This is a genomic window from Streptomyces sp. NPDC002851 (assembly GCF_053591935.1).
The window spans coordinates 22,170-35,199 of the sequence record NZ_JBSFUT010000044.1 but is presented as its reverse complement, the minus strand read 5'-3'; the positions used below and the strand labels follow the sequence as shown (position 1 = coordinate 35,199).

The following is a 13,030-nucleotide window of genomic DNA, read 5'->3' as shown; positions in this document are numbered from 1 at the left end:
GAAGGGCCCCGTCCTCCAGGACGGGGCCCTTCGCGTTACCCCTCGCGTTGTCCCTCCGCCTTCGCGGTCTCGGTCCGGTCCTCCGCCTTCGCCGCCTCGTCTCGGCGCGGGCGGCGGCGCCCTGTGCGTATCGCGAGGAACAGCGCCACGGCGACGACCGCCGCCGCGAGCAGGACCACGTCCGGGACCGCCTCGCCGATGCCGCGGGCCCACTGTTCGACCGCGAAGGAGTCGTCGACGTCGAGCAGGCCGGGCAGCGCGGTCGTCCCGTCGTACGCCAGGAACAGCGTGCCGAGGGCGATGAAGAACAGGCCCGAGAGCAGCGACGTCGTATGCAGCTGGAAGCGGCCGACGCCGAAGGTGCGGCCGCGCAGCCAGCGCTTGCGGCCCAGGTCGAAGCGGTCCCAGAGCAGTGCGAGGAGGAAGAGCGGTACTGCCATGCCGAGGGCGTAGACCGCGAGCAGCGCGCCGCCGTACACGGGCGAACCGGAGACCGCCGCCACCGTCAGGACGCTGCCGAGGATGGGCCCGGCGCAGAAGCCCGCCAGGCCGTAGACCGCACCCAGGGCATACACCGACAGGGCGCTCGTCGGGCGGATGCGGCCGGAAAGCTCGGAGAGCTTCCGGGACGCGAAGCCCAGGCCGAGTATCTGCACCACGCCGAGCGCGATGATCAGCCAGCCGCCGATGAAGACCAGCAGGTCACGGTTGCCGTAGAAGAAGCGGCCCGCGTACGAGCCGGCCGCCCCGAGCGGCACCAGGGTGGTGGCCAGGCCCAGGTAGAAGATGCCCGTGCGGGCCAGGAGCCGGGACGAGCTGTCGATCGAGTACGCGAAGAACGCGGGCAGGAGCAGCGCGCTGCACGGGCTGAGCAGGGCGAGCAGACCGCCGAGGAACGCCGCCAGGTAGCCGATGTCGCCGGTCACTTGGACCCGCCTTCGGCACCCTTTTTCTCGCCCTTCGCGCCCTTCGCTGTCTTCGCTGTCTTCGCCGCCACGTCGATCGCCTGCGTGAAGACCTCGTCCGGCTGGGCGCCCGCGATCGGGCGGCCGTTGATCAGGAAGGACGGTGTGGATGTGGCGCCCAGCTTGTAGGCCTCCTCGGTGTCCTTGCCGACGGCCTGCTTCGCCGCGTCGCTGCCCCGGTCGCGCTCGAAGCGGTCGAGGTCCTCGATCCCGGCCTCCTTCGCGAGTGCCTTCAGGCGGTCGGCGCCGAAGCCCTTCTCCTTGACCCCCTCGGCGTACGCCGCCTCGTGGAACTGCCAGAAGCGGCCCTGCTGCCCGGCCGCCCAGGCGGCGCGCGCGGCGGCCTCGGACTCGGCGCCGAAGATCGGGAAGTTGCGCCACTCGATGCGCAGGGTGCCGTCCTCGACGTACTTCTTCACCAGGTCGGGCTCGGTGTCCCGGGCGAACTTGCCGCAGTAGCCGCACTTGAAGTCGGCGTACTCGATCAGGACGACCGGGGCGTCCGCCTTGCCCTGCGCGAGCGTGTCGTCTGCGTCGCGGCGGGCCAGCTTCTCCAGCTCCGGGTAGACGCCGTCCTCCGGGTCCGCGGAGACATCGGCGACGGGCTGGTCGGCCGAACTGCCGCCCTGCGAACCGGGGTTGGTCGCCGTGTACGAGAAGACGCCGAGGAGCAGCGCGGCGACGAGCACGGCCGCGCCGATGACGAGGCCGCGGCTCCGGTTCGTGGCGGCGGGCGCGGAGGCAGGGGGCTTGGACATCTTGGACATCAGGGTTCGTTCTCCAGAGGGGAGTTCGGGGGAAGTTCGCGAAGTTCGGGAAGTGCGGGAAGTTCGAGGGGTTTCGGATGCGTTGTACGGCGTCGTCAGGGCGTCGTCAGGGGCGTCGCTGGGCAGGCCACCTCGCCCGCCAGACGGCGCACCGCGGCCACGGCGAGCAGCCCGAGCGAGAGCACGGCGAGCGCGGGCTGCAGCGGTGCCCAGATGCTCAACGCGCCGGAGGTGCCGAGCGCGAGCAGCACCAGCTTGTTGCAGACGGGACAGCCGACCGCGAGGAAGGAAAGGACGGCACCGGCGGAGCCGAGCCGCGAGCTGCGCCGGGCCTCCGGTTCCGTCTCGGAGGCCATCTCAGAGGCCGCCTTCGAGGCCGTCTCAGAAGCCATCTCAGAGGCCGCCTCGGTCTCCGTGTCGGAATCCGCCTCGGGGTCCGCGGCTGGGCGGCCCGTACGGACGTACGTCGCGAGGAGCAGCCCCGCGAGCAGCGCGGAGGCCGCGAGCGCCGGGTAGTTCCACCACTCGGGCGGGACGGTGCGGCCGAACACCGGGTTCGGGATCACGGCCGTGGGCAGGCCGAGCAGCAGCGCGCAGAGCACGGCGGCGCCGAGCGCCACGGCCCAGCGCGCGGGCGGCCAGGCGGCCGGGGCGCGCAAGGCGAGCCGCACGTGCTGCGGAGAGGGCAGCACTGACAGCAAGGTCATAACAGTCTGTTTCTCCTGTCCTGAGCATCGTGAAGGGCAGCCGGAAGCGGCGGCCTACACGCGCAGGACGGAGAGTTCGACGTGTGTGGGCGGATCCCGGGGCGGGGGTCCGCGGTCCGGTGCGACGGCATGGGTCAGCGCGCCGTCGGGCGTCGTGGTGCCGGGGGCGCCGTGGGCGTACGCCAGGGTGGTCAGGAGCTGTTCGTACGCGGAGCCGCCGCGGGTCGGGGCGCCCGGCTGGGAGCCGCGGTCGCTCGGGTCCCGCTTGCCGCAGCCGACGCCGTTCCCGTCCCCGTCAGCGGACTTGGCGACGGGACCCGTGACCTCCGTCACCGGTGCTGAGACGGCACCAGTGACGCGTACCGCATCAACACCGCCCGCAGCGGCGCCACCCGAAGCAGCCCCCGCACCCCCAACGGCCCCCACAGCCCCCACGCACAGCAGCCCGAGCCCGAAGACCGTCATGAGCACGCCGAGCACCAGTCGCACCGCGGCACTGCGGCGGCGACGGGCGGGCGTGAGAAACATGGCTCCCATACTGCACCACCGCACTGACAGCGGGCCGCACGCACCGAGCCGCCGGAAGCCGCCGGAAATGGGTTCGCCAGCTTCGGAGCGCGGGTGAGATCCTGGAGTCCGTATGTCTACTTCCCACGCTGACCCACGAGAGCTGCGTGCCGTTCGCGACCTGCGCAGCCTTATCGACGAGGGCACGCTTCGAGACGCGCACCGCCTGGGCCGCCGCCTCGAGGGCACCCGCCGGATTCGCAGGCCCGAGGCCCGCCAGGCCGTACTCGACGAGATCGCGGCCGAGGCGGAGAAGTCCGCTGCCCGGGTGCAGGCCCGGCGTGCCGCGCTGCCCGAGGTCACGTACCCGCCGCAGCTGCCGGTCAGCCAGAAGAAGGACGAGATCCTGGCGGCGATCCGCGACCACCAGGTCGTGATCGTCGCCGGTGAGACCGGCTCCGGCAAGACCACGCAGATCCCCAAGATCTGCCTGGAGCTGGGGCGTGGCGCGCGCGGCATGATCGGGCATACGCAGCCGAGGCGCATCGCCGCGCGCACGGTCGCGGAGCGCGTGGCGCAGGAGCTGGACACACCGCTCGGCGAGGCGGTCGGCTGGAAGGTCCGGTTCACCGACCAGGTCGGTGACAGCACGGCCGTGAAGCTGATGACGGACGGCATCCTGCTCGCCGAGATCCAGACGGACCGGGAGCTGCGCGCGTACGACACGATCGTCATCGACGAGGCGCACGAGCGGTCCCTGAACATCGACTTCCTGCTCGGCTATCTCGCGCAGCTGTTGCCGAAGCGGCCGGATCTGAAGGTCGTCATCACCTCGGCGACCATCGACCCGGAGCGCTTCTCGCGGCACTTCGGGGACGCCCCGATCGTGGAGGTCAGCGGCCGTACGTATCCGGTGGAGGTGCGCTACCGGCCGCTCCTCGAAGAGGACGATCAAAACGCAGCGGAGGCCGACCGCGACCAGATCAGCGCGATCTGCGACGCGGTCGACGAGCTACAGGCCGAGGGCCCCGGCGACATCCTGGTCTTCCTCTCCGGCGAACGGGAGATCCGCGACACCGCCGACGCGCTCACGAAGCAGAAGCTCAAGAACACCGAGATCCTGCCGTTGTACGCGCGGCTCTCGCACGCCGAGCAGCACCGGGTGTTCCAGCGGCACAGCGGCCGCAGGATCGTTCTGGCGACCAACGTCGCGGAGACCTCGCTGACCGTCCCCGGCATCAAGTACGTGATCGACCCGGGTACGGCGCGGATCTCCCGCTACAGCCACCGCACCAAGGTGCAGCGGCTGCCCATCGAGCCGGTCAGCCAGGCCAGCGCCAACCAGCGCAAGGGCCGCTGCGGCCGCACCAGCGACGGCATCTGCATCCGCCTGTACTCCGAGGACGACTTCGAGGCCCGCCCGGAGTTCACGGACGCGGAGATCCTGCGGACGAACCTCGCCTCCGTCATTCTTCAGATGACCGCGGCCGGTCTCGGCGACATCGAGAAGTTCCCCTTCATCGACCCGCCGGACCACCGGAACATCCGCGACGGCGTCCAACTCCTCCAGGAACTGGGCGCGTTGGACATACAGCAGAAGGACGTACGCAAGCGGCTCACCCCGATGGGCCGCCAGCTCGCCCAGCTCCCCGTCGACCCGCGCCTGGCCCGGATGGTCATCGAGGCCGACAAGAACGGTTGCGTACGCGAAGTCATGGTGATCGCGGCCGCCCTGTCCATCCAGGACCCGCGCGAGCGCCCGGCCGAGAAGCAGGCCCAGGCCGATCAGCAGCACGCCCGCTTCAAGGACGAGACCAGCGACTTCCTGGCGTATCTCAACCTCTGGCGGTACGTCCGGGAGCAACAGAAGGAGCGCGGCTCGTCCTCGTTCCGCCGGATGTGCAAGCAGGAGTATCTGAACTTCCTGCGCATCCGCGAATGGCAGGACATCTATACGCAGCTGCGCACGGTCGCCAAGCAGATGGGCATCCACCTCAACGACGAGGACGCGCCCGAGGACCGTATCCACGTCTCTCTTCTGTCCGGCCTGCTCTCGCACATCGGCATGAAGGATGTGAAGGAGTCCAAGGAGAGCCGCGAGAAGGACCCCAAGCAGCGCGGTGGGCGGAACGAGTACCTGGGCGCCCGGAACGCCAAGTTCGCGATCTTTCCGGGCTCGGCGCTCTTCAAGAAGCCGCCGCGCTTCGTGATGTCCGCCGAGCTGGTGGAGACCTCACGGCTTTGGGCCCGGGTCAACGCGAAGATCGAACCCGAGTGGATCGAGCCGCTCGCCGGGCACCTGCTCAAGCGCACCTACAGCGAGCCGCACTGGGAGAAGGACCAGGCGGCCGTCATGGCCTACGAGAAGGTCACGCTGTACGGCGTCCCGATCGTCGCCCAGCGCAAGGTGAACTACGGCCGCATCGACCCGGAGACGAGTCGAGAGCTGTTCATCCGGAACGCCCTGGTCGAGGGCGACTGGCGCACCCACCACAAGTTCTTCGCGGACAACCGCAAGCTGCTCACCGAGGTCGAGGAGCTGGAACACCGGGCGCGCCGCCGCGACATCCTCGTGGACGACGAGACGCTCTTCGACTTCTACGATGAGCGCATCCCCGAACACGTCGTGTCCGGCGCCCACTTCGACTCCTGGTGGAAGCACAAGAAGCGCGAGGAGCCCGAACTCCTCGACTTCGAGCGCTCGATGCTGATCCGTGAGTCCGCCGAGGCGGTCACGAAGGCGGACTACCCGGACTCGTGGCGGCAGGGCGACCTGAAGTTCCGCGTGACGTACCAGTTCGAGCCGGGCGCGGACGCGGACGGCGTGACCGTGCACATCCCGCTCCAGGTCCTCAACCAGGTCACGGACGAGGGCTTCGACTGGCAGATTCCGGGCCTGCGCGAAGAGGTGGTGACGGAACTGATCCGCTCGCTCCCCAAGCCGATCCGCCGCCACTGCGTCCCGGCCCCGAACTACGCCAAGCAGTTCCTGGACCGGGCCGTGCCGCTCCAGGAACCCCTACCCACGACTCTGGCCCGCGAGCTGCACCGCATGACGGGCATCCAGGTGCACGCGGACGACTTCGATCTGTCCCGCGTACCCGACCACTTGAAGATCACGTTCCGGATCGTCGACGAGCGGCGCCGCAAGCTCGCCGAGGACAAGGACCTCGAAGCCCTCAAGCTCCAGCTCAAGCCCAAGGCCCGCAAGGCCATCTCCAAGGCCGCGGCGGCCACCGCGGAGCGCTCCGGCGGCGCGGCCATCGAGCGCACGGGCCTCACGGACTGGACGATCGGCACCCTCGACCGCGTCTTCGAGACCAAGCGGGCGGGCCAGCCGGTGAAGGCCTACCCGGCACTCGTCGACGAACCCGCCGACGGCGATTCCCTCTCCGTACGCCTCTACGACAGCGAGTCCGAGCAGCAGCAGGCGATGTGGCGCGGCACCCGCCGCCTGATCCTTCTCAACATCCCGGTGAATCCGGCCAAGTTCGCCACCGGCAAGCTCACCAACCAGCAGAAGCTGACCCTGAGCGCGAACCCGCACGGCTCCATCCAGGCCCTGGTCGACGACTGCGCCACGGCCGCCGCGGACAAGCTGATCGCCGACTTCGGCGGCCCGGCCTGGGACGAGGAGTCGTACCGCAAGCTGTACGAGAAAGTGCGCGCCGACCTCGTCGACGCCACCGTGCACACGGTCTCCCAGGTGCAGCAGGTGCTCGCCGCCTGGCAGTCCTGCGAGCGCCGCCTGAAGTCGACGAAGAGCCCGGCGCTGCTCGCCAACCTCGCGGACGTACGCGCCCAGATCGACGCCCTGATAAAGCCCGGCTTCGTCACGGACACGGGCCTGCGCCGACTGCCCGACCTGATGCGCTATCTGGTCGCCGCGGACCGCCGCCTCCAGCAGATGCCGACCAACGTGCAGCGGGACACCACCCGTATGCAGAAGGTCCACGAGATGCAGGACGAGTACGCCTGGCTGCTCGAACAGCTCCCGCAGGGGCGCCCGGTGCCGCAGAACGTCCTGGACATCCGCTGGATGCTCGAGGAACTGCGGGTCAGCTACTTCGCGCACGCCCTGGGCACCGCGTACCCGGTCTCGGACAAGCGCATCGTGAAGGCGATCGACGCGGCGGCGCCATAAAGCCGGTTCGACGAAACCGGTCCGACAAAGCCGGTCCGACGGCCCACGTACCGTGACCGGCCAGGCGCACAGAGCGAGTTCGACCCTCGGCCATCCGCCCTGTAGAGTCTCTTCTCGCAGCGCAACGCAGTACGGCGCGGCACCAAGGTCCTGTGGAGCAGTTTGGAGTGCTCGCCACCCTGTCAAGGTGGAGGCCGCGGGTTCAAATCCCGTCAGGACCGCATCGAGAGTAAGGGCCCGCTCCCGCCAGGGACGCGGGCCCTTCTCATGCCATCACCGCGGCGCAGCCGCAATCGGGTACAGCAAATCCCGTCAGGACCGCAGCAGTCAGAAGCCCGCATCCTTCCGGATGCGGGCTTCTGCGCGTCTTGACTCCGCCACGCACCACCGGTACTCACACAGCAGGGGTACCTGGGGCGGCCACACGGCCGAGGGAGGTGGCGCGTATGCCCGCGTCCGCACGACGGCACAAGACCCGCGCACTGCTGCGTGCCCATCTGGCCGCCGCCTCCGGGTACCGGCATCTCACCCGGCACTGTCCGATCTGCCATCAGCTGCTGCGGCTCGCCATGGAGCGGTCCTCGCATCCGCACGAACCGCCCGCGGTGCGGCCCCAGGAGGCGTCTTCCGTCGCCCAGGAGGCGGCCGAGGACGAAAGTCCCGCCGGACGATGACGAAAGCCGCCTGCGCCGCCGGGCGGCCACTGCCAGACTGAAATCCGGGGAGGGCTCGGCCCTTCCGGCAGCGCCGCCGACACGCCGCCGATCCCCAACTCGCCCTAATAGCGCAGGAACTACAGCCGAAACAAGCGCCGCGGTGTGTGACGGGAGTCACCGAACGAGTTTAGGAAACCCCCGACTTTACGCCCTCCCTACACGGGGTCAATTTAATATGTGCAATTGCACCTGCCTCTGGAGGGCACTCGACACTCCGTCAGCACCCCCACCGCGGCGCACCTCCGGACCTCCGGGACACACCCTCAGACCCTGCTCAGGCGCCAACTCCGGGCCATGGATGAGGGCAACAAAAAGATCGCGCTGGACCCGGCGGAGTCCAGCGCGATCGATGACGTACCCATGATGCTGCTCGGGCGTGAAGTCCGTTGGGGCGAACTCCCGTCATATGGAGCTGTTCGGGCTACTACGGGTTGGGGGACCCGGAGATGCCCGGCAATGCGGTGTTACGCAGTGCTTCAGGCTTCGCTGCGCTGCTGCGGAATACCCGCAAGCAGTGCGCGAACCTCTGCCTCGCGGTAACGGCGGTGTCCACCCAGCGTGCGGATGGACGTCAGCTTGCCGGCCTTGGCCCAGCGCGTGACGGTCTTCGGGTCCACGCGGAACATCGTTGCGACCTCAGCCGGGGTCAGCAGCGGCTCGGCATCAGGGGTGCGAGCGGTCATGAGCGGCCTCCTCGGAGAACCGAAGCTTCTCGGTTCATTCCTCTAAATTCTGCACCTTGGCCCGCGTTGCCCGAAATGGCGGACGCGGGCCGAGTCGGTTATAGGACGAACGGCTTGTCCTCGGCACTACAACTACACCATCTGTCCAGCCGCGTCGGCCAAACCGATGGAATTGCCCTCTCAGGTGTCCATCAGCGGCGGAAGCCGATGGACTATGCCATAACGGACAGTCACGCCCTTGTGACGATCAGTCACAGGGAGATCAGGAGTCATCAGGCCCCCCATGGAGTGCAACGCCGAGCACTCCGCCCACAGTTGGGCGGAAGGAGTCCTAAGTCCTCCCCGGACTCCTTGTCCTATTTTGGCACGAGGGTAGGGTAAGAGGGCAAGGGCGGGGTTAGTGCGGTCCGTCACGCTTGACACAAAAGCCCGGATCGGGACCTACGTCCCCCACGACCTTCGACCATAGGCCCACCCTAAGCATGCCAAAGGCCAGGGAATGGGCTAATTGTCTGCTTTGCCCTAGTTAGCGAACTGTCGGTCGCGGACCGCTCGCCACCGCTCCATAAGTCGCTCATACGCCTCGCCGGCCGCCGCACCGTCCCCCTCGCGGAGCGCCTCGATGCCCTCGGCGACATCCGCCGCCGAGTGGTCCTCATCGAGGTGCGTCACGGGGAGCGCGTGCACCAGTCCGCCGTAGTCGAGCTCGACCAGGGAGCGGGGGTGGAATTCCTCGAGCCACCGCCCCACATCTACCAGGCCGTCGATCAGCGGCCCTTCCTCGATCGCGTCCCGCAGCGCCTTCAGGCCGCGCGCGACCCGGCGCCGGGCCTCGACCATCGGCGTCCGGTAGCGCAGCACCGGCGCCGAGCACCGCCCCTTGGCCTCCGGATCATCGGAGGCCGGGCCACCGGATTCCGGACCGGATTCCGGACCGGATTCCGGACCGGCAGCATCCTGGCCTCCGACGGCCTGGCCGGACGAGCCGCCCTTGTCGAAGTGGCGCTCCTCGTCCGAGACGAGCACGAACCAGTTCAGCGGGATGTTCCAGGTCGAGGTGCGGATCCAGGGCCGCGCGTCCGGATTGCGCTCGCGCCAGTCCTCGTAGTCCTGCGTCGCCTGGCGCCGCACCACCGGCGGAAGCACCGCGTCGAGCACCGGCAGCGGCAGCTCCTCGGCGAGATCCCCCAGGGCCTGCCAGCCGCGCAGCCGGGTCCGCCACGGACACACGCACAGGACCCCGTCGACGTACGTGACGAACGCGTCCCCGCTCTCGTGCACCGGCACCGGCACCGGCGGTGTGGCCAGCAAGTCGCGCAGCGAGCGCCGTAGTTCGTCCTGGTACGAGGGGAGCGTCTCGCGCTCCGCGTACCGGGCCCAGTGAGCGCGCTCCGGCTCCGGGAAGGCCGCGAGCGGCTCGTACACGCGCAGATAGGCCGCGTACGGCACATGGACCGATGCGGCGGGGGTCTTGGGCACGCCCTGCTCCCTCCCCTGAGTTCCGACGGGAAAACCCTGCAAATCGTCCCACGGCACCCTCTCGCGAGAGAGTGATCCACGGCACTGCGGCACGGCAGGGCTGTGACAGGTCGTACGCTCTTGCTCACAGCGCTCCCCACCCGCAGGAGAGCTGTCGTTCCATTCGCCGCTACACCCATGGGAGTCACCACCGTGACCGAAGTGACCGGCGCGCCTGCCGACGTACTGCACACCCTGTTCCACACGGATCAGGGCGGACATGAGCAAGTGGTCCTCTGCCAGGACCGGGCCAGTGGCCTCAAGGCCGTCATCGCCATCCACTCCACCGCTCTGGGCCCCGCCCTCGGCGGCACCCGCTTCTACCCGTACGCCACCGAGCAGGAGGCCGTCGCCGACGCGCTCAACCTGGCCCGCGGCATGTCGTACAAGAACGCGCTGGCCGGCCTCGAGCACGGCGGCGGCAAGGCCGTGATCATCGGCGACCCGGACCGGATCAAGAGCGAGGAACTCCTGCTCGCCTACGGCCGGTTCGTGGCCTCGCTCGGCGGGCGCTACGTCACGGCCTGCGACGTCGGCACGTACGTCGCCGACATGGACGTCATCGCCCGCGAGTGCCGCTGGACCACCGGCCGCTCGCCCGAGAACGGCGGCGCCGGCGACTCCTCGGTGCTCACCGCGTACGGCGTCTACCAGGGCATGCGCGCCTCGGCCCAGCACCTGTGGGGCGAGCCCACGCTGCGCGGCCGCAAGGTCGGCGTCGCGGGGGTCGGCAAGGTCGGTCACCACCTGGTCGAGCACCTCGTCGAGGACGGCGCCGAGGTCGTGATCACCGACGTACGCGAGGAGTCGGTACGCCGGATCCTGGAGCGACACCAGGGTGGCCCGGTCACCGCGGTCGCAGACACCGAGGCGCTGATCCGCACCGAGGGTCTGGACGTCTACGCTCCGTGCGCGCTCGGCGGCGCCCTGAACGACGACTCGGTCCAGGTGCTCACCGCCAAGGTGGTCTGCGGCGCGGCCAACAACCAGCTCGCCCACCCCGGCGTCGAGAAGGACCTCGCCGACCGCGGCATCCTCTACGCGCCGGACTACGTCGTGAACGCGGGCGGTGTCATCCAGGTCGCCGACGAGCTGCACGGCTTCGACTTCGACCGCTGCAAGGCCAAGGCGGCGAAGATCTACGAGACCACGCTCGCGATATTCGCACGCGCGAAGGCAGATGGGATTCCGCCGGCCGCCGCGGCGGACCGCCTGGCCGAGCAGCGCATGGCGGAGGCCCGCAAGAGCTGAGCCGCCGCCCGACGCGTTGTCCCGGTTCCTGCCGACGGGCGACGAGACAAGCCTCACGCCCGTCGGCGGGTCGTCCGCCAAGAAGAGGTTAAAATCGCTGTTGACCAGCGGAGACAAGGCTCTCCGCAGGGTCGGGGGCGAGGCGCGTCCTGTGGGCGGCGTACCGTATGGCCGCCGAAGCAGGTACCGTTGAACACCTACGGACCGGTCTCTCCGAGGAGAGTCCGCTCTGAATTGTGAACGCGTGTCAAGACTCTGGGGCCGTTGAGCCCCATATCCAAGGGGGTCGAGCCATGGGGCGCGGCCGGGCAAAGGCCAAGCAGACGAAGGTCGCCCGCCAGCTGAAGTACAGCAGCGGTGGGACGGACCTATCGCGTCTGGCCAATGAGCTGGGCGCTTCGACTTCGAGTCAGCCGCCGAACGGCGAGCCGTTCGAGGATGAAGACGAGGAAGACCCGTACGCGCGGTACGCGGAGCTGTACAACGACGACGAGGACGAAGAGGACGAAGAGTCCGGTCCGTCGTCGCAGCGTCGCGGCGCTTGACCTCGTAGCGGCTAGCAACAACTGCGTAGCAGCCAGCAGCAGCTCTCAACAGCATCCGAGACCCGGTCCGGGGCTTTTCGCCGGACCGGGTTTCGTGCTGCCCTCTGCTGCTGTCCTCCGCGCTGCTACTGGGCGTAGTCGCCGGTGAGGCTCGCGCCCTCGGTGCGGTCGCCGCGCTCGACGATCTCGCCCGCCACCCAGGCGTCCACGCCGCGGTCGGCCAGCGTGGTCAGGGCCGCGTCGGCGGACTCGGCGGGGACGACGGCCATCATGCCGACGCCCATGTTCAGGGTCTTCTCGAGCTCCAGGCGCTGCACCGCGCCCGCCGTGCCGACGAGGTCGAAGACCGCGCCCGGGCTCCAGGCCGAGCGGTCCACCGTGGCGTGCAGGCCGTCCGGGACGACCCGCGCCAGGTTGGCCGCGAGGCCGCCGCCCGTGATGTGGCTGAAGGCGTGCACCTCGGTGGTGCGCATGAGAGCCAGGCAGTCCAGGGAGTAGATCTTGGTGGGCTCCAGGAGCTCCTCGCCGAGGGTCCGGCCGAACTCCGCCACCTCCTGCTCCAGGCTCATCCCCGCGCGGTCGAAGAGCACGTGCCGCACCAGCGAATACCCGTTGGAGTGAAGGCCGGACGACGCCATGGCGATCACCGCGTCACCCTTACGGATGCGGTCCGCGCCGAGCACGCGGTCGGCCTCCACGACGCCCGTACCGGCGCCCGCGACGTCGAAGTCGTCCGGGCCGAGCAGACCCGGGTGCTCGGCCGTTTCGCCGCCGACCAGGGAGCAGCCCGCCAGGACACAGCCCTCGGCGATGCCCTTCACGATCGCGGCGACGCGCTCCGCGTGTACCTTGCCGACGCAGATGTAGTCGGTCATGAACAGCGGCTCGGCGCCGCAGACGACGATGTCGTCCATGACCATCGCAACGAGGTCGTGGCCGATGGTGTCGTACACCCCGAGCTGCCGGGCGATGTCGACCTTGGTGCCGACGCCGTCGGTGGCGGAGGCGAGCAGCGGGCGCTCGTACCGCTTGAGGGCCGAGGCGTCGAAGAGCCCGGCGAAGCCGCCGAGGCCGCCGAGACCCGCGACCTCGGGGCGCTGGGTCTTCTTGACCCACTCCTTCATGAGCTCGACGGCGCGGTCGCCCGCCTCGATGTCGACACCCGCTGTTTTGTAGGAAGCAGAGGCGTAGCTGGCGCCGCCCTCGGCACTAGGGGACTCAGACATG

The 13,030-nt window shown here is 69.3% G+C and carries 11 protein-coding genes and 1 tRNA gene; 5 read left to right on the top strand and 7 right to left on the bottom strand.

The features are described 5' to 3' along the window. Nucleotides 1–35: 35 nt before the first annotated feature. The 4 genes from ACWD10_RS33090 to ACWD10_RS33075 all read right to left on the bottom strand — a co-directional run bounded on the left by ACWD10_RS33090 (nucleotide 36) and on the right by ACWD10_RS33075 (nucleotide 2,967). The gene (locus ACWD10_RS33090; RefSeq protein ID WP_451097362.1) at nucleotides 36–926 is read right to left on the bottom strand and encodes a cytochrome c biogenesis CcdA family protein; all 891 of its coding nucleotides are present in this window, start codon (nucleotides 924–926) and stop codon (nucleotides 36–38) included. Beyond that, nucleotides 923–1,732, bottom strand: coding sequence for a DsbA family protein (locus tag ACWD10_RS33085; RefSeq protein ID WP_451097361.1), 810 nt, complete (start codon nucleotides 1,730–1,732; stop codon nucleotides 923–925). Before ACWD10_RS33085 ends, ACWD10_RS33090 begins: the two co-directional genes overlap by 4 nt. 95 nt (nucleotides 1,733–1,827) lie before the next feature. Further along, on the bottom strand, nucleotides 1,828–2,439 hold the full coding sequence (locus ACWD10_RS33080; protein ID WP_451097360.1) for a hypothetical protein: 612 nt from the start codon (nucleotides 2,437–2,439) through the stop codon (nucleotides 1,828–1,830). Nucleotides 2,440–2,493: 54 nt separating this feature from the next. Further along, the gene (locus ACWD10_RS33075) at nucleotides 2,494–2,967 is read right to left on the bottom strand and encodes a hypothetical protein (RefSeq protein WP_451097359.1); all 474 of its coding nucleotides are present in this window, start codon (nucleotides 2,965–2,967) and stop codon (nucleotides 2,494–2,496) included. Nucleotides 2,968–3,079: 112 nt separating this feature from the next. Here ACWD10_RS33075 and hrpA point away from each other — a divergent pair, with 112 nt between their 5' ends. The 3 genes from hrpA (at nucleotide 3,080) to ACWD10_RS33060 (ending at nucleotide 7,764) form a co-directional block, all read left to right on the top strand. Then, complete coding sequence (hrpA, locus tag ACWD10_RS33070) at nucleotides 3,080–7,090, top strand: ATP-dependent RNA helicase HrpA (RefSeq protein ID WP_451097358.1); 4,011 nt, start codon at nucleotides 3,080–3,082, stop codon at nucleotides 7,088–7,090. A 146-nt stretch (nucleotides 7,091–7,236) separates the two neighbouring features. Then, nucleotides 7,237–7,311, top strand: a tRNA-Asp gene (locus tag ACWD10_RS33065). A 225-nt stretch (nucleotides 7,312–7,536) separates the two neighbouring features. After that, complete coding sequence (locus ACWD10_RS33060) at nucleotides 7,537–7,764, top strand: DUF6274 family protein (RefSeq protein ID WP_451097357.1); 228 nt, start codon at nucleotides 7,537–7,539, stop codon at nucleotides 7,762–7,764. A 518-nt stretch (nucleotides 7,765–8,282) separates the two neighbouring features. Here ACWD10_RS33060 and bldC read toward each other — a convergent pair. After that, on the bottom strand, nucleotides 8,283–8,489 hold the full coding sequence (gene bldC, locus ACWD10_RS33055) for a developmental transcriptional regulator BldC (protein ID WP_003949541.1): 207 nt from the start codon (nucleotides 8,487–8,489) through the stop codon (nucleotides 8,283–8,285). A gap of 522 nt (nucleotides 8,490–9,011) precedes the next feature. Continuing rightward, nucleotides 9,012–9,968 (bottom strand): hypothetical protein, encoded by a 957-nt coding sequence (locus ACWD10_RS33050; protein ID WP_451097356.1) that lies wholly within the window; start codon nucleotides 9,966–9,968, stop codon nucleotides 9,012–9,014. 192 nt (nucleotides 9,969–10,160) lie between these two features. Between ACWD10_RS33050 and ACWD10_RS33045 the strand changes: the two genes are divergently transcribed. Next, complete coding sequence (locus tag ACWD10_RS33045; RefSeq protein WP_451097355.1) at nucleotides 10,161–11,258, top strand: Leu/Phe/Val dehydrogenase; 1,098 nt, start codon at nucleotides 10,161–10,163, stop codon at nucleotides 11,256–11,258. A 293-nt stretch (nucleotides 11,259–11,551) separates the two neighbouring features. Further along, complete coding sequence (locus ACWD10_RS33040; protein WP_451097354.1) at nucleotides 11,552–11,803, top strand: DUF3073 domain-containing protein; 252 nt, start codon at nucleotides 11,552–11,554, stop codon at nucleotides 11,801–11,803. A gap of 125 nt (nucleotides 11,804–11,928) precedes the next feature. Here ACWD10_RS33040 and purM read toward each other — a convergent pair whose 3' ends face one another. Next, nucleotides 11,929–13,029, bottom strand: a complete 1,101-nt coding sequence (gene purM / locus ACWD10_RS33035) for a phosphoribosylformylglycinamidine cyclo-ligase (RefSeq protein ID WP_451097353.1) — start codon at nucleotides 13,027–13,029, stop codon at nucleotides 11,929–11,931. Between the last annotated feature and the right edge of the window lies 1 nt (nucleotide 13,030).